12 protein-coding genes are annotated in these 17,815 nt (G+C 62.5%); 7 read left to right on the forward strand and 5 right to left on the reverse strand.

Annotated elements, in window-relative coordinates; all coding sequences use genetic code 11:
- Positions 1-108: 108 nt before the first annotated feature.
- The 5 genes from AB5Y89_RS17515 to yejK form a co-directional block, all read right to left on the reverse strand.
- Positions 109-1,245: an ABC transporter ATP-binding protein gene (locus AB5Y89_RS17515; RefSeq protein WP_010674252.1), complete on the reverse strand. Its 1,137-nt coding sequence runs from the start codon at positions 1,243-1,245 to the stop codon at positions 109-111.
- Between the two features lie 70 nt (positions 1,246-1,315).
- A complete protein-coding gene (malG, locus tag AB5Y89_RS17520) occupies positions 1,316-2,206 on the reverse strand; it encodes a maltose ABC transporter permease MalG (protein WP_010674251.1) in 891 nt (296 codons plus the stop codon).
- A gap of 12 nt (positions 2,207-2,218) precedes the next feature.
- On the reverse strand, positions 2,219-3,874 hold the full coding sequence (gene malF / locus AB5Y89_RS17525; protein WP_041215465.1) for a maltose ABC transporter permease MalF: 1,656 nt from the start codon (positions 3,872-3,874) through the stop codon (positions 2,219-2,221).
- A gap of 73 nt (positions 3,875-3,947) precedes the next feature.
- A complete protein-coding gene (gene malE, locus AB5Y89_RS17530; protein ID WP_010674249.1) occupies positions 3,948-5,129 on the reverse strand; it encodes a maltose/maltodextrin ABC transporter substrate-binding protein MalE in 1,182 nt (393 codons plus the stop codon).
- Positions 5,130-5,524: 395 nt separating this feature from the next.
- A complete protein-coding gene (gene yejK / locus AB5Y89_RS17535) occupies positions 5,525-6,574 on the reverse strand; it encodes a nucleoid-associated protein YejK (protein ID WP_323950788.1) in 1,050 nt (349 codons plus the stop codon).
- 73 nt (positions 6,575-6,647) lie between these two features.
- Between yejK and AB5Y89_RS17540 the strand changes: the two genes are divergently transcribed.
- The 7 genes from AB5Y89_RS17540 to AB5Y89_RS17570 all read left to right on the forward strand — a co-directional run bounded on the left by AB5Y89_RS17540 (position 6,648) and on the right by AB5Y89_RS17570 (position 17,640).
- Positions 6,648-6,875, forward strand: coding sequence for a YejL family protein (locus tag AB5Y89_RS17540; protein ID WP_039038627.1), 228 nt, complete (start codon positions 6,648-6,650; stop codon positions 6,873-6,875).
- Positions 6,876-6,918: 43 nt separating this feature from the next.
- A complete protein-coding gene (locus AB5Y89_RS17545) occupies positions 6,919-8,766 on the forward strand; it encodes a DUF3413 domain-containing protein (RefSeq protein ID WP_010674246.1) in 1,848 nt (615 codons plus the stop codon).
- Between the two features lie 250 nt (positions 8,767-9,016).
- On the forward strand, positions 9,017-11,185 hold the full coding sequence (locus AB5Y89_RS17550) for a TonB-dependent hemoglobin/transferrin/lactoferrin family receptor (RefSeq protein ID WP_323950787.1): 2,169 nt from the start codon (positions 9,017-9,019) through the stop codon (positions 11,183-11,185).
- Complete coding sequence (locus tag AB5Y89_RS17555) at positions 11,185-13,227, forward strand: prolyl oligopeptidase family serine peptidase (protein WP_368224220.1); 2,043 nt, start codon at positions 11,185-11,187, stop codon at positions 13,225-13,227. Before AB5Y89_RS17550 ends, AB5Y89_RS17555 begins: the two co-directional genes overlap by 1 nt.
- Positions 13,228-13,256: 29 nt before the next feature.
- Entirely contained in the window at positions 13,257-15,668 is a 2,412-nt protein-coding gene (locus AB5Y89_RS17560) for a proprotein convertase P-domain-containing protein (RefSeq protein ID WP_323950785.1), read from the forward strand.
- Positions 15,669-15,718: 50 nt separating this feature from the next.
- The gene (locus AB5Y89_RS17565) at positions 15,719-17,086 is read left to right on the forward strand and encodes a DUF1566 domain-containing protein (RefSeq protein WP_324046213.1); all 1,368 of its coding nucleotides are present in this window, start codon (positions 15,719-15,721) and stop codon (positions 17,084-17,086) included.
- A complete protein-coding gene (locus tag AB5Y89_RS17570) occupies positions 17,083-17,640 on the forward strand; it encodes a DUF1566 domain-containing protein (RefSeq protein ID WP_043155288.1) in 558 nt (185 codons plus the stop codon). The genes AB5Y89_RS17565 and AB5Y89_RS17570 overlap by 4 nt, the downstream gene beginning before the upstream one ends.
- Positions 17,641-17,815: the final 175 nt, after the last annotated feature.

The raw sequence follows: 17,815 nt of genomic DNA on the forward strand, positions 1-17,815 counted from the left end.
CCCGCTGGCCGGAACCCGGGCTTCGGATGACGGGCAATAAAAAGCCGGTCTTGCGACCGGCAAAAGGCATTGAACATATAGAAAGGAAAACCTGGCACTCTCGCCCTCTCAGGCGCGGATATATTTGGCCGTGCGCGGGAACGCCTGCTCTTTGGCATCGAACAGGTAGCAGGCTTCGGCCGGGATGCCGACGCTGTACTCCTGGCCGGTGGCCACGTCGATGTCGGAGCTCGCCTTGACGGTGAAGTCGTGACCATCCACGTCCATGTAGACAAAGGATTCTGCCCCCAGGTGTTCGGCTACCTGCACCACGCCGCTCACGCGGCTGTCGGCATGGGCATGACCCAGCGGCACCAGGTGCTCGGGGCGAATGCCCAGCTCCACCTTGTCGCCCACCGCGCCGCGACGGGCATCCACCCGGGCACGCACGGTATCGCCGGAGGTGAGCTTGACCACGCACTCCTGCTCACCGATCTCCACCAGCTCGCCCGCCAGGAAGTTCATCTTGGGGGAGCCGATGAAGCCCGCCACGAACTTGTTGTCCGGGTTGTGGTAGAGCTCGAGGGGGGTGCCGAACTGCTCCAGGTTGGTGGCCGCCTCGCCCTTGAGGGGGCTCAGCACCACGATGCGGTTGGCCAGCGTCATGGCCTCCACCTGGTCGTGGGTCACGTAGATGATGGTGGAGTTGAGCTCCTTGTGCAGCTTGGCGATCTCGATGCGCATCTTGACCCGCAGGGCGGCGTCGAGGTTCGACAGCGGTTCGTCAAACAGGAACACCTGCGGCTGCTGCACGATGGAGCGGCCGATGGCCACCCGCTGACGCTGACCGCCAGAAAGGGCCTTGGGCTTTCTGTCCAGCAGCGGCTCGAGACCCAGGATCTCGGCGGCGCGCATCACCCGCTTGTGGATGTTCTCCTTGTCCATCTTCTTGAGCTTGAGGCCAAAAGCCATGTTCTCGTAGATATTCATGTGCGGGTAGAGGGCGTAGGACTGGAACACCATGCCCACGTTGCGCTCCACCGGTGGCACGTCGTTCATGTAGCGCCCACCGATGGTCAGCTCGCCGCTGGTGATGTCTTCCAGACCCGCGATCATCCGAAGCAGGGTGGACTTGCCGCAGCCGGACGGGCCGACGAAGACGATGAACTCCCCTTCCTTGATGTCGAGGTTGATGCTGCGCAGGGTGTCCTTGTGGACAGCCGGGTCGTAATTTTTGCGAACGTTGTTGAGTACTACTTCAGCCATGTCGAGCTCCGCTCTTGAATCTTTGCAAATCGTGATGACGGGGGGAGCCAGCTCCCCCGGCCATGAACCGTTAACCTTTCACGCCGCCTGCGGTCAGACCGCCCACCAGCCAGCGCTGGGCGAGCAGGAAGACGACCGTGATGGGGAAGCCTGACAGCACGGCGGCTGCGGCGAAGTCACCCCACAGGTAGTTCTGCGGATAGAGGTACTGCTGGGCGCCGACCGCCAGGGTCAGATTGTTCACATCCTGCAACAGGATGGAGGCCATGGGCACCTCGGTGATGGAGCCGATGAAGGCCAGGATGAACACCACCGCCAGAATGGGCACCGACAGGGGCAGCAGGATCAGGCGGAACGCCTGCCACGGAGTAGCGCCATCGATGGCCGCCGCCTCCTCCAGGGAGGAGTCGATGGTCTCGAAGTAGCCCTTGATGGTCCAGACGTGCAGGGCGATGCCCCCCATGTAGGCCAGGATCAGGCCACCGTGGGTGTTGAGACCCAGCCAGGGGATGTAGTCACCAATCTTGTTGAAGAGCGCGTAGATGGCCACCAGTGCCAGCACCGCCGGGAACATCTGGAAGATCAGCATGCCCTGCAGGATGGTGGACTTGCCACGGAACCGCAGACGGGCGAAGGCGTAGGCACAGGTGGTGGAGAGCACCACTATCATCAGGGCGGTGATGCCCGCCACCTTGATGGAGTTCCACAGCCAGGTCAGCACCGGGAACGGCGGCGGCGTGATGCTGCCGTCGGCGTTGGTGATGGACATGCCGAGCGCCAGCTTCCAGTGATCCAGGGTCGGATTGGTGGGGATGATCTCCCCCACCGAGAAGTTGCCGTTACGGAACGAGATGGCGATGACCATGATCAGCGGGAAGATGATCAGTGCCAGGAAGCCCCACATCACCAGGTGGGTTGCCCACACCCGGTATTTGACTGATTTGGGTTGTACGATTGCCATGTTGAAGCCTCCTTACAGTTGCTTGTCGGCTTTGGACAATTTCAGGTTGAGCAAGGCCAGCGCACCCACGATGAGGAAGATGGCGGTGGCGATGGCACTGGCCAGACCGTAGTCCTGACCACCCGAGCCCTGGAACGCGATCCGGTAGGTGTAGCTCACCAGCAAGTCGGTGGTCCCGGCCGGCGTGGTGGCCCCGATGATGTCCGGCGCCCCGTTCGTCAACAACTGGATGAGCACGAAGTTGTTGAAGTTGAACGCGAACGAGGCAATCAACAGCGGTGTCAGCGGCTTCATCAAGAGCGGTACGGTGATCTTGAAGAAGTTCTGTACCGGCCCCGCCCCGTCCATGGCGGACGCCTCGTAGAGATCTTCCGGAATGGCCTTGAGCAGGCCCATGCAGAGGATCATCATGTAGGGGTAACCGAGCCAGGTGTTGACGATGAGGATCATCACCTTGGCCAGGAAGGGATTGGTGTACCAGTCCGGTTTGATCCCGAAGGCCGCTTCCAGGAACAGGTTGATTTCACCGAAGTTCTGGTTGAACAAGCCCTTGAACACCAGGATGGAGATGAACGCCGGTATCGCATAGGGCAGGATCAGCATGACCCGGTAGAAACCACGCCCCCTGAGCTGCTCCCACTGCACCAGACACGCCAACACCATGCCAATCGCCAGGGTGAACGCCACCGAACAGGCGGAGAAGATCACGGTCCAGACGAAGATCTGCATGAAGGGACTCTGGATACCCGGGTCCGTCATGATGCGCATGAAGTTTTTCCAACCCACGCTCACCACGAAACCGGGGGCAACGCCCTTGCCGACGAAGTGACCTTCCGCATCGATGTACTGGTAGAAGCCGGTGTCACCGTTGGGCAGCATCAGCTCGCCGCTCTGGTTGTCACGCAGCAGGTTGCTGTCCTTGATCATGACGCCGGACTTGAGCACGGCGCCGTCGACCAGCTGGGTATAGAGCTGTTTCTGGGCGGCGAACTTGCGCAGGCTGCTCAGGGTCAGATGGATATTGCCTTCGGGCAGTACCACATCCAGGGCACTCAGGTGGGTGCGGTGATCAACGATGGCACGAATGGGTGCCGCCTCGCCGACCGTGGCCCCGTCCAGAGGCTGCAACTGAACAACCTGGGGCTCGTCACGGACCCGTCCTTCACGGACGGCCAGGGTACGCGCCTTGTTGTTCAGCAAGGTAAGGGGTTGACTGATAAAGGATTGGTCGTCCTGTTTCAGCAGCAGCTGAAACTGATTGTTCTCACCACCCAGGAGGGTGAAATCGAATTCACCGCCGGTCACCTTGTAGGTTTTTTTCAGATGGTAATCCCGAGCCTGCTCAAGGGAGAGCAAGTTGGATCCCGAATAGTTGGTGAAGGCGATGCCGATCGTGTAGGCAAGAGGGAAGATGATAAAAACAACCATGCCTGCCACACCGGGGAAAATATAACGGTGGGCATAGGTCTTCTTGTTCATGAAGACATAGAGACCGACGGATACGACCACCAGATCGAGCAGGGCAAATACCCACTCGCCGCTGGCATACATCATCACGGCCGCATAACCATTAAGCACTGCGATCAGTGCCGCCATGGTCCATTTCAGCCAGACGTACTTGTCTTTCTTCGGACCGGCATAGGATTCGATAGAAGGTACTACTTCCATGCCAATTAACCTTTATTGCGCCAAGAGAGATTGAGAGAGTGGGAGGCCCGAAGGCCTCCCGGGTAGTGCATGCTTACTGGACGATACGCTTGGCAGCGGTATCCAGGGCTTCGTCAACACCCTGACGGCCAGAGGTGACGTTCTTGAGGGCGGTTTCGAAGGAGGACCAGAAACGGCTCATCTCGGGCACGGACGGCATCGGTTCGCCGTTCTGGGCGTTCAGCATGGTGGCCTTGATGTTGGGGTCGGCTTCCAGGGTCTTCTGGAAGGACTTCAGGGCCACGGCACCCAGCGGCTTGTCGGCGTTCATCGGCGCCAGACCGGCATCGGTCAGCAGGTAGTTCTCGAGGAACTCGATGGCCAGATCCTTGTTCGGGCTGGCGGCGTTGATGGTGGCACCCAGTACGCCAACGAAGGCCTTGGCCGGCTTGCCTTTCAGGGTCGGCAGCTGGGCTACGCCATACTTGATGCCGCTCTTGTCCAGGTTGCTCCAGGCCCAGGGACCGTTGATCATCATGGCCACTTCGCCCTTGTTGAACTTGGCGTCCATCACACCGTAGTCGATGCCCTTCTCCAGGTGACCGGATTTGATCATCTCGGAGATGTAGCCGACGCCGGCCTTGGCACCTGCGTTGTTCACGCCGGTGTCTTTGACGTCATAGCCGGTGGCGGTCTTCTTGAAGGCATAACCACCGTTGGCAGCCACCAGGGGGTAGCTGAAGTAGGGGGTGTCATAGGCCCACATGATGGCGCGCTTGCCATTTTTCTTCAGGTCTTCGTCGATCTTGGCGATCTCTTCGAAGGTCTTCGGCGGGTTGGGCAACAGATCCTTGTTGTAAATCAGGCTGACGGCTTCTACCGCGACCGGGTAGCCATAGGTCTTGCCATCGACGGTCATGGCATCCCAGGCGAATTGCTCGAACTTGGCCTTGGTGGCGGCATTCGGGGTCACGGGAACCAGCAGACCGGACTTGACCCACTCACCGTAACGGTCGTGAGCCCAGAAGAAGATGTCCGGGCCGTTGCCGGTGGCGGCGGCTTGCTGGAATTTGACTTCAACCTGATCCGGGTGGGCGACGGTGACCTTGATGCCGGTTTCGGCTTCAAACTTCTTGCCGACTTCGGCCAGGCCGTTGTAGCCCTTGTCACCGTTGATCCAGATGGTCAGCTGACCTTCATCAATGGCAGCAGTGGCAGAGCAGGCCACGCCCAGGGTAGCCAGACCGATCAGGGATGACAGCAATTTCTTTTTCATGAGCCTTTCCTTGTATTAGTTCCGCGCTGTAAGAGCATTGTGTGCAGATGAATATTATCCCAAGCAGTCAATGCCTCACATGACACGCCTCGCATTTTTGAAATGCAATTACGTATTTTCTTCCAGAAAGTTATGAAAACATTTTCTTATTTCAGCGACTTAGGAAGGGATATCCCCATATTTTTGCCAAGATATGGAAATTAAATTACAGAAAGGAAATTAATTTACGTCATTGAAAGGGATTTCACCCCACTGAAAACCCTTTCATTCCCGATATTTTGTTCAATGTGTTAACAAAAGTACTGAGGTGGTTTCCATCTACATCACCCCCTTAAATAAAAAGGCACCGGAGCGGACTCCGGTGCCTTTTTGCAAGAAATGACGGCTGGATCACATTACGACTGGCGCAGCAATTGATCCTTGAGATTGGGCGGGACTCCCCTGATGGTCAGGGTGTCGGTCTGGGGATCGTAAAAGACCCGGCTGTTGAGCAACTTCTGCTCGAAGCTCAGGGTCAGGCCGCCACCGGAGCCCACAAACTTGGTCAAGCCCCGCAGGGTGGAGCGGTCCGCCGGGAAGCGCTCCTCCAGCTCGTACTCCTGACCGATGAAGCTGTAAAAATCGAGGTCCCCATCACCGGGCAATTCCGCCGACAGCTCCTTGATCTCGATCTCCTCGCCAGCGCTGGCCTGCTCGGTGCAATATTTGAAGACCTGCTTCTTGTAGTCATTGCGTTCGGCCGGTTCGAGCTGGCGGCTCTCGCAGTAATCGTCCACCGCCTGCAGCAACCCCTTGTTCTGGATCTTGGCATCCATGCCCTCCCGGGCCCCCAGCAGATCCATGAAGAAATCCCCCAGCTTGCGACCGACCCGGCCCTTGCTGAAGGTGATATAACGACGCGAATCCCCCTGGGTTTTCCACTCGGTGAGATCGATGCGGGCCACCAGGTTCAATTTGCCGATATCCAGGTACTGGATGTGGCGCAGCTCCAGCGCCTCGCTCACGGTGACGCTCTCCTTGCCTTCCAGCAGGGCGATCATCAGGTAATCCACCCCCACATAGTTGTACTTGGCAATCAGCAACACCCCTTGCTCGTCCAGGGCATGCTCCACCAGCTGCTTGACCAGCATCTGGGTCAGGTTGACGGAAAAGGGGACGAACTCGGTCTGCTCCGCCAGCAACTGCTCCAGGGCGATGCGAAAGGCGGGGGAAGGCTGCTTGGGGGCGTCTTCCCCCTCCGCCAGCTCGGCGACGGCGGCCTCGGGATCGGCGAAGAAGCCAAAGCCCTTTCCCCCCTTGCCGTTGTAGATGCGATGCAGCTCCGCCATCAGCCCTTGTACCGCCTCGTCGGCAGGCAGGGTCTGGCTGCGGGTATCGGCGTGGGGCTGGCCATCGTTGCCCGCCCGCAGGGAGTGAAGAATGATCTTGTCGATATCGAGACTCATGTCACAAAGCCATAGTGTTAGCCGAAAGGGTGAAGTATTATAAGGCGCTTTGAACCGAGGTGAACCCAAGATTATGCCCATCGTATCAAAGTACAATAACGAGCAGTTTGACGCCCTGATGAACGACCTGATCACCGCCCTGGAGAAACACAAGGCACCGGTGGATCTCAGTCTGATGGTCCTTGGCAACCTGACCACCAACATCATCAACGGCATGGCCCCGGCCCAGCGCCAGGCGATCACCGAGAAGTTCATCCAGGCACTCACCGCCTCGGTGGGCCATCGCCACGATGCGCACTGAGTTTCTTCGCATTCTTTGATGTTTTTCAAGCAGATGGATCATTATGGTCGAAACCGGCAACCCCTATCGCGATAATGTCTCTCGCCTGATCACCTGGGGGCATTGGTTCTCCTTCTTCAACATCATCCTGGCCATGCTGATCTCGACCCGTTACCTGGGCGCCATCAGCTGGCCGTCGACTACGCTCGGCGTGACTTATCTCGTCATCAGCTGGATAGGTCATTTCTCGTTCCTGAGCTTCGTCACCTATCTGCTGACCATCTTCCCCTTGAGCTTCATCCTGCCCAGGGAGAAGCCGCTGCGCTTCATTTCATCCATTATCGCCACCCTGGCGCTGGTGCTGCTGCTTATCGACACCCAGGTGTTCCAGCTGTTCAAGTTCCACTTGAATGGCCAGGTGTGGCAACTGCTGCTGGATCAGGCGCAGACCGAAGAGGGCTCTATCTGGAGCATCATCTTCGTGGCGGTGCCCGCCATCTTCCTGCTGCAACTGCTGCTGTCGGCCTATGTGTGGCGCAAGATCAACAAGCGCAAACGCCGCCAGTACGGCAATCAGGTGGGACTGGCCCTGCTGGTCTGCTTCATCCTGACCCATCTGGTCAACAGCTGGGCGGATGCGACCCTGTATCAACCCATCACCATGCAGCGGGCCAACTTCCCCCTCTCCTACCCCATGACCGCCAGAAGCTTCCTGGCCAAGCATGGCTGGCTCGACCTCGAGCAGTATGAGAAGAAGGCCGAAGATCAGGGAAGCGCTGAGCACCGTCTGCTCTATCCCTTGCGCCCCCTCAGTGTGAGCGCACCCAGCGATCACAAAAACCTGCTGGTGGTGGTGGTCGACTCCCTGCGAGCCGACATGCTCAACAACATCAACATGCCCAATCTGCAACGCTACGCGGACAACCACTTCAATTTCCGCCAGCACATGAGTGGTGGCAATGATGAAGCCATGGGGATGTTCAGCCTCTTCTACGGGCTGCCCGGCCACTATTACGGGGACATCCGGGCCGACAAGCGCCCCCCCGTGCTGTTCGACGAGATGCTGCGTCAGGACTACCAGTTCGGCCTGTTCGGTGCACTGGAAGATGCCAAGCAGTATCGCCAGAGCCTGCTTGCGGGTCTGCGCAAGCAGGTCTTCGTCTCCCGCCAGACCGATGACCGCAGGCTCATCGACGACTGGCAGCAGTGGCTTGGCACGCGCACCGCGGACAGACCCTGGTTCTCTCTGGTCTATCTCTCTAGCCCGGGGGATTATCAGGTGCCAGCCAGCATCAAGGGCCCCTTCCAGCCCGAGTTGACCCGCTTCAACCCGGCCACTGCCTATCGGCCCGAGAACCTGCAGAAGCTGGAGAACCGCTACAAGAACGCGGTCTTCTATACCGATCAACTGCTGGAGCAGATGCTGACCCAACTGCAATTGCAGGGGCTTGATGATCAGACCATCGTCGTGGTCACCTCCAACCACGGTCAGGAGTTCAACGAGACCCAGAGCAACAGCTGGGGCTATGGCAGCAATTACTCGACCTATCAGGTGCAGGTCCCCCTGGTGCTGGCCTGGCCTGGTGCCGAACCTGCGCCCCAGGCGCAGGCGAGCAGCCACCTGGATCTGGTACCGACCCTGATGAAGAACATGCTGGGTGTACGCAACCCCTATCGTGACTACAGCACGGGGCGCAACCTGTTCGAAGCCAGTACACGCACCTGGCTGCTGGCGGGGGATCAGAATGACTTCGCCATCTATCAGGGCAACACCATCACCCAGTTCAACAAGCAGGGGGACTTCGAGCTGCTGGACCGTGACACCTATCGCCCCATCAAGCACGGCACCCCGGACATGGGCACCCTGATCCAGGTGATGAACGAGCTCAATCGCTTCTATCGCGCCCCCTGATCTGCGCCAGCCCACCTCCTTGAGCCCGCCCCTATGGCGGGCTTTTTCTTGCCCGCACCACCCCCGTCCTCCTGTTTCTCATGGCGTCATTCGCAAACGTATGCCACCACCTTACTGATTTAACTCTCAAAAAATTTAATTCGATCAATATCATAAAAACAAAATGATAATGATTGTCATTTATTGATCTACTTGACTCCCTCTGCAATAATCCGCGCCCTTCAGGCTTAAATAATAATTATTCTCAAATATGAAAATTCGACTGCTTCACTACTGGCCCATGCTGCTGTCCGGTACGGCGCTGGCTGCCAGCAATCCCGCCGGGGTCGACACAACGGACATGCCCCCCGAACTCAAGGGGCGGGAAACCATCGTGGTCAAGGGACAGCGCATCGAGCAGAAGCTCTCCGACGTGTCGGGTTCCATCACCGTCATCACGGAGGAGGATCTGGATCGCCAGGTTGCCACCGAGCTCACCGATGTGTTCAAGAACGAACCCGGCGTCTCGGTGACCGGCTCCGCCGGCCGCCCCCAGAACATCATCATCCGCGGCATGGGCGGCAACCGGGTGCTCATCATCAAGGACGGGGTGCGGGTCAGCGACGGTTTTGGCGCCGACGACCTCAACGACAAGGTGGGCCGCTTCAGCTTCGATCTCGACGATGTCAAACAGATAGAAGTAGCCAAGGGAGCCGGTTCCTCCCTCCATGGCTCCGATGCCATCGGCGGCACCATCGTCATCAGCACCAAGCAGCCGGAAGATTACCTTCAGGGCCAGGATGCCTATCTCGGCAGCAAGGTGCTGCACGATGGCAACAGTGACAAGCAGAAGCTGAGCGCCACCGGCGCCGCCCGGATACGGGATACCGAACACCTGCTGCGCCTCTCCGGCTGGCAGGGACATGAGACCGCCAACTACGACGAGAGCCGCATCCCGGCGGATCTGGATGGCCTCAGCGCCTCCACCAGCTCTCGCATCCAGCTGAACGAACATCATCTGCTGCGCCTCGAACTCGACTACTTCGAGGACAACGCCGAACGGGATCAGGGGCCGCGCGAAGTGCCCCAGCCCGATGGCAAGTGGCAGGTGCGCCAGTACCACGAGCAGGGCAGCCAACGCACGCAGGGGGGAAAGCTGGCCTGGGAGGCGAGAAACCTCGACACAATACTGGCCGACAGCCTCACCTGGAGTGCCTACGGCAATCACTCGAAAAACACCGCCAACAAGCGCAGCCTGCTGCAAAACGATCTGCTGAGCGGTTATCCGCGCTATCGCAGCGAACGGGAGCTCGCCACCTTCACCGAAGACAGGATCGGTACCGAGCTGGATGTGCGCCGGGATCTCGCCACCGGCCATCTCGCCCATCAACTCAGTTACGGCATCGAGCTAGAGCGCACCACCCACGAGCGGCCGGTGGAGAAGCTGAGTCTGGAGGCCGGCATTCCCCAACCCGGCCAGTCCGCCCCCTTCAGCCGCGCCCGTACCGACAGGGCCGGAGTCTGGCTCGGCGACGTGGCCAGCCTGGGCCAGTGGCAGTTCACCCCCACCCTGCGCATGGATCACCAGTGGCTCACGCCGCTGGACGGCAGCAACGACAGCAACCACAGCTGGCACCTCTCCCCGAGCCTGGCCACCAGCTACCGCTTCAACGACCGGTGGCGCAGCTGGCTCAGCTACGCCAACGGGTTCCGGGCGCCTTCCTACGACAAGGTGTACGGCAACATCCCCCACTACTTCGCCCTGCCGCCCTTCGAGATCATCGCCAACACAGGGCTCAAGGAGGAAACCAGCCACAGCATAGAGTGGGGGCTGAGTGGCGAGGGGGACAACTGGAGCATCAAGCCAGCGCTCTTCTACAACCGCTACTACAACTTCATCGACTGGCGCGAGGTGGGGCTGCGCCTGAGCGATGGTGTCATCCTGCGCCAATATCGCAACGTCGCCAAGGCCGAAACCTGGGGGGCCGAACTCGCCGCCAGCTACTGGCTGACCCAGGAGTGGGAGCTCGCCACCAAGCTCGGCTGGGTCGATGGCGAGGACAACAAAGGTGAAGCGCTGCGCACCCTGACGCCCCTCGAGGGCAACACCCGTCTGAGCTATCAGGCCAATGAGTGGAGTCTGGGCATTCAGGCGGACTATGCCGCCGCCATGAGCCGGGTACCCACCTGCGGCAACAGCCTGACCGGCCGCCAGGGGGACTGCCTCGAAAGTGCCGGCTGGCTCAGTTTCGCCCTGACGGCCGACTGGCTGGTCACCGACGCCCTGAAGGTCAACCTCAAGCTCGACAACCTGTTCGACACCCGCTACACCCGCTATCAGGATGTGGCCGGGCTGGAAGCCGGGACCGATGCTTCCCTCTTCACCCAGAGCGGCCGCACCTTGAGTGCCAGCCTGCGCTACACCTTCGTGGGGATCTGATGCACAGCCTATTGATCCTGGCCAGCCTGCTGGCCACGCCGGCCCCCGCCTCCCCCCTGCCTGAGGCAACCCTGGAGGCCGCGCCCCTCATCCCCGAGCGCCCGCAACTGATGAAGGGGGAGATAGCCCGTCTCGATCCCTATGGTGGCTGGCGTGACGACAGCCGCCAGGATCCCGCCCTCCTGACGCTGCTGCGCGAGCAGAACCGCTGGACCGAGCAGCAGCTCGCCGGCCAGGCGCCACTGGTGCAGCGCCTGCAGACGGAGTGGCAGGGCCGGGAGCGGGGCGACCCCGTGCCGGACGACTGGCTGAGCCAGGCTGGCAGCCAGTGGCGCATGGAGGCGGACGGCAGCCTGTGGCAACGCCGCGACGCCAATGACGCTCCCCGAAAGCGGCTGGCTCCCCGCCAACCTGCCGAGGGGTATTACGAGCTCGCCGCCTGGGCCCTGCACCCGGACGGGCACCTGCTTGCCCTGGCCGAAGACCGCAGGGGAGATCGGGACTACCGCATCACCCTGCTGGATCTGGCGAGTGGCGAGACTCTGGCCTCTTTGCCTCACCGCGCCGGCAATCTGCTCTGGAGTCTGGATGGCAAGACCCTCTACACCCTCGCCAACGAGCGCCAGACCCTGCGCCCCTGGCAACTGCTGGCCTGGCAGGATGGCAAGGAGACCCTGGTGTATGAGGAGCGCGATCCCGCCTGGCTGCTCGGCCTCTATCACACCACGGATCGCCGCCACCTGGTGCTGCAAAGCAACAACCACGACAGCTCGGAGCAATACCTGCTGGACGCGGGTCGGGCCGACCTGCTCAAGGGGCGCGAGCGCGGCCTCGAATACTACCTGGATACCCAGGGGGACAGGGTGCTGCTCAAGAGCAACCGGGACGGCGCCCTCGGCCTCTATCAGGTGGCCGACTTGAGCCTGGTGGCAAAGGGCGAGTGGCAACGGCTCTGGTCCGGCGAGGGCCGGGAACTCGAGAAGTGGCGCCTCTTTGCCCGGCACACCGTGCTGCAATACCGCAAGGAAGGGGATGACTGGCTCGATGTGCTGGACGCCAAAGGTGCGTTGATCCACAGCCTGCCGCTCACCGATGGCGCAGGCACGGCCTGGATCCAGGGCAGCCAGCAACCGGCCAGCGACAAGGTGCTCATTCGCCGCCAGGGGATGGCCGAGCCACCTCACCAGCGCTGGCTGGATCTTGCCTCCGGCGCCTGGGAGGGGACACCCGAGACCAGGGACACCTCCCCCTATCAGAGCGAGCGGCGCTGGATCGCGGGCAAGGACGGGGTCAAGGTGCCTGTCTCCCTGGTCTGGCGCAAGGGCATTACCCACCCCAGGGCACTGCTGCTCTACGGCTATGGGGCCTACGGCACCCCCATGCGCCCCTACTACCAGCCCCGGGTGCTGAGCCTGCTGGATCGCGGCTTCGTCTACGCCATCGTCCATGTGCGCGGGGGCGGTCTGCTCGGCGAATCCTGGTACCGGGAGGGTCGTGGCCGGGACAAACAGCACAGCGTGGATGATTTTCTCGCCGTGGCCGATGCCCTGGCACGGGATCCCGCCATCGATCCCGCCCGGCTGTTTGCCATGGGCGGCAGCGCCGGCGGCCTGCTGGTGGCAGCGGCACTCAACCAGGCGCCCACCCGTTTCGCCGGGGCCGTGCTGCAAGTTCCCTTCGTCGACCTGCTGGGCACCATGCAGGATCCCGAGCTGCCCCTCACCCGGCAGGAGTACGCCGAGTGGGGCAATCCGGCCATCCCGGGTGACTATGCCGCGATGCGCAGCCTGAGCCCCTACGACAACCTGCACAAGGCCCCTTATCCCCCCGTCTATGTGACGGGCGGCCTGCACGACAGTCAGGTGCCCTACTGGGAACCCCTCAAGTGGATAGCCCGCCTGCGATCCCATAGCACGGGAACAGGCCCCTATCTGCTGCGCACCGAACTCGACGGCGGCCACCTGGGCGCCCCCCGAACGGCGGCGCTGCGTGCGGCGCAGGAGTTTGCCTTCCTGCTCACCCTAGCGGGCGTCAACCACTGACCCCTTGTCCTCTTTTTCTGGAGTGAACCATGAAACCCTCTTCCCTGGCCCTCTGGCTGGCGGCAACCCTGATCTCATCGCCGCTGCTGGCGGCCGATCTGCAGTTTGTCGATGAACAACCCCTGACCACGACGCCGAAGCGCTGGCTCGAGCAGCGCCTCGGTGTGCTCCTCGCCCCCGATTACGACAGGGCCAGCCTGCTCGGCCACCATTACAGCTTTCGCCAGCTGGTGAACGGCCTGCCGGTGGCCGCCACCCAGGCCGCCGTCAGTGTCGACGAGGACGGCCGCCCCTGGCGCCTCTACCACAACCTGCGCCCCTTGCAGAGCACAGCGCCCGGCTGCGATGCCAGCGGCACCCTGGATCCCCTGCTCGCCACCCTGCGCACCGACGGCAACCAGATAGAGACGCTGGGGCCGGTCGAAGCCTGGTACTGGCGAGACGGCGATACCCTGGTGCCTGCCCTGCGCCAGCGGGTGCGCGAGCACAAGGCAGGCAATGCCAAGGCCAGCCAGGTGCAGCTGTTTGCCCGTTGCGACGGGGAGCAGGAGCTTGGCCGTCTCGGGGATCAGGCAACTACCCGCCCTCTGCATGTCGCCGACGCAGGCGATATGCAGGTTCAGGCCCGGGTGTTCGACCCCGATCCCCGCACCCGCCTGCAGGACGCCAGCCTGGTCTGGCACGACGCGCTGGTACTGGCAGAGGCCGCCTATCAGGATCCGGTTCCCCTGCCGGTGAGCCTGCAAGCCGGGCAGTATCGCCTGAGCGGCCCCCATGCCAGGGTGGTGGATGTCATGGCCCCCGAATCGGCCCCCTACAGCAGCAGTGACGTGCAGGGTTTTCGCCTGACCCGTGACGATCGCGGCTTTGCGGACATCAACGCCTACTACCATCTGGATCTCGCCCAGCGCCACCTCAAGGCGCTCGGTTTCACCGATCTCATCCCCGGGGCGCTCGACATCGACACGGACGCGGGCTATCAGGACAACTCCCTCTACGATCCGTTCGAACGCAGGCTGGAGCTGGGTCGCAGCGGCGTGCCCGATGCCGAGGATCCCATGGTCATCTGGCACGAGTTCGGCCACGGGGTGCAGCACCACATCCTGCCGGATCTCGGGGAAGAGGGTGACTGGGGAGCCATCGGCGAGGGCTTTGGCGACTACCTGGCCGCCAGTCATCGCCAGCGCAGCGAAGCCGGTCGCCAGTTCGAACCCGCCATGGTGTTCAACTGGGATGCCCGCTTCACCGACCGCACCCCACGCCAGCTCGACGATCTGCGCGCCCGCTACCATCCGGACTACCGCTACCCCGCCCACCGCACCATCAACGGCAGCAACGGGGATCAGCTCTGGGGCACCCCGCTGTTCCAGGCTCTGCTGACGGCGGTGGCCGAGCACGGCGAGGCGGCCAGGGACGAGCTTGATCGCGTCATCATCGAATCCCACTTCGGCCTGGGGCCGGCCATTCGCATGCCGCAACTGGCCCGGATCACCGTGGATACCGCCGCCCGTCTCTACCCGACGCGAGCCTATGCCCGTCTGCTGGAGCAGGCATTTCGCCAGCACGGGCTGCTGCAAGCCCCCGTCAATGTCGCCCTCGCCGAGGGGAGCGCCATCCCGCTGGGGCAGCGCCAATCGGTGCAGCTGACCCTCAGCAACCCGGGCAAGGGGGAGGTGACCCTCAACGAGCTGGCCCTCACCCTGCCAACCGGGTTGCAGGCCGATCCTGACAACTGGCAACCAGCGACCCTGGCCGCCGGTGCCAGCATGACCACCACCCTGCGCCTGCTGGCCCAGAGCCCGCTCGCCTGCGGCGACGAGGCGAGCCTCTCGGTGAATCTCGCCATGAGCGGTACCAGCCCCACCGAGCGCCAGTGGCAGCAATCCCTGACCCTGCCCATCGGCACCCCCGTCATCAGCCGGGCCAGTGGTCGGTCGCAGCGACTGAACGATGCCCAGAGCGAGGAGGTGCGCGGCCTGAGCGAAACCAGCCTGCTGCTGGAGAAGAGCGATGCCCGTGTGAGCGACAGGCTGCAACTGAGCCTGGATCTGCAGCATGAGGCGCTGGATGAGCTGGAGATCTGGCTCAGCTCCCCCGCCGGCACCCGGGTCCAGATCTGGGACAAGGGTTACAGCCCCCTGCCGAGCCTGAAAGGGGTCTTCCCCACCGAGTTGCAGCCCCTGCAACCCTTCAGCGCCTTCGAAGGAGAACCCCTGGCCGGTCGCTGGACCCTGGAGGTGGTGGACAGCAAACCGGGCAATCAGGGTCTCCTGAACGGGTGGAGCATCAGTCAGCGTACCGGCGCCCAGTGCGGCAACACCGTGCCCGTGCCGGATGACGGCATCATCCGCTTCGATACCTCGGACAGCAGTGGCGGGGGGGCCTTCCCCCTGCTCTGGCTGCTGCCGCTGGCCCTGTGGCGCCGTCTGCGTCGCCTCTGACTCTCCCTATATAAAGAAGAGAGGGGCCAAGGCCCCTCCAAGGACACACCATGACCATGAGAATGACCCCGATCGTCTGCCTGCTGGCCCCCCTGCTCAGCGCCTGTGGCGGCGGTTCGGACGAGGCTCCCCTGACCGCGCCGGACTACCGCCTGACGGTCAGCCTGCCCGCTGCGGGCACCCTGTGCATCAACCTGAACCAGAACGACGGCTGCGAAGCCAATGAGCCCGCCGTCAGCGGCGAGGCCGGTGCCCACACTCTGACCCGGCGCCACCCTGATCTGCTCACCACTCCCCTGCTGTTCATTCCGGCGGATCCCGCCGCCCTGCCCCTGGCCCACCCGGCGGCGCGTCAGGACAACCAGCACCTCACCCCCAGCCCCCTCAGCACCCTGCTGCAGACGCGTATCTCGGACGGGCTGCCACCGGCTCAGGCCCTGACGGACGTGCTGTTCGCCCTGGCGCCCCTTCACCCCGGCCCAGATCTGGCGGCACTGGCGCAGCTGGGCGACTTCAACCGCGCCCTCGCCGAGCTGGCCCTCGCCGCCTTCGATGACGAGGCCACCCTGCCCGCCTTGGCCGCCAGCGAACGCCGCCAGCAGATCTGGCAAGGCCTTGTCACCCTGCTGCCCGAGCTCGCCCGGCACTTTGCCGCAAGCCCCGAGCTCCTGAGCCAGCAGGCCAGACTCGCCGCCGTGCTGATGCAGCAGCAACCCCGGGCCCTGGTGACCGCCAGTGGCGTCACCACCTACACGGACGGGGTGGATTATCTGCTCACCCAGGAGCCTGCGGATCACCCGGGCCAGGAGGCAAGCCTGGGCCAGGCGCCCCTTCGCTATCGCAAGCTGGACGGCAAGGGGCAGCCCCTGGCGGACAATGCAGTCGAGTGGGAGTGCGTGGAGGATCTCAATACCGGCCTCGTCTGGGAGAAGAAGCTGGCGGATCCGGACAGTCCGCGGGATCTGCACCGCACCTTCGCCTGGGAGTTCGACAACTATCACCCGACCCAGGAGGAGCGGGATTATGCCTGCCCCGAAGGGGAGGCCATCTGCACCACGGAGCAGTACCGTCAGTGGCTCAATGCACAGCAACTGTGCGGCATCACCCACTGGCGCCTGCCCCACGCCCGTGAGCTGATGAGTTTGCAGCACTACGGCTCCCTCGCCCGCCAGGATGGCCAGCTCGTCACCCTGGATGTGCGCTACTTCCCCGATGTCGGTACCACCACCACAGACTTCAGCGGCTACTACTGGAGCCAGACCCTGACACCGTCCCGCCGGCTGGAGAGCGCGCCTCTGAGCGCCATCGCCCACATCTTCCTCGGCGAGGACGCCGGTGCCGACTATCCCACCCCAGTTCAAAACAGCAATGACGCCAACGGTCTGCAACTGCGCCTTGTGGCCGAGGTAACCCGATGAACAAGTATCTTCTGACCCTGCTGCTCACCCTGTGCAGCCCCCTGGCACTGGCCATCGCCATCTGCGACGACGCCCTGCCCCGTACCAGCCCCACCGCCCGTTTCCAGGATCACGGCAACGGCACCGTCACCGACAGGGGCACCGGTCTGACCTGGATGCGCTGCCAGCTCGGCCAGACCTGGCGCAACCAGAGCTGCGAGGGGGAACCCACCCGCCTCTACTGGCAACAGGCACTGCAGACGGCGGAACGGATCCGCACCGAACCGAGCCATGCCCTGTATGGCTTTGGTGGTCATCACGACTGGCGCCTGCCCACCATCAAGGAGCTCGCCAGCATTCTGGAGTCCGCCTGTTACAAACCGGCATTGAACGAAACCATCTTCCCCCGCGCCATGGCCGGGGATGGCAAGGAGGTGAACGACGGCTATGTCTATCTCTGGTCCTCCACCCCGGTGCCGGCCCTTCAGGGCGTCGCCTACCTGGACATCACCAGCGGCTCCGTCGCCCAGCGCGCCCCCCGCGCCTGGGCGAAACAGGTCCTGCTGGTGAGGTGACAGCCTGGCCATGGGGGCCACCCGGCCCCCTGTTTTACACGAGGCAAGAGGCGCCAGGGTGACCCTGGCCGTCAAAAAAGCATCAAATTGCGTCATGTGATGCCTGTTCAGGGCGGTTTTGCACGCCGCAGCGCTGGCATGAAACCGGCAGAGCGGTTAGTCTAGCGGCGTTGAA

It is taken from the genome of Aeromonas sp. s4 (assembly GCF_040907855.1).
GTDB lineage: Bacteria > Pseudomonadota > Gammaproteobacteria > Enterobacterales > Aeromonadaceae > Aeromonas > Aeromonas caviae.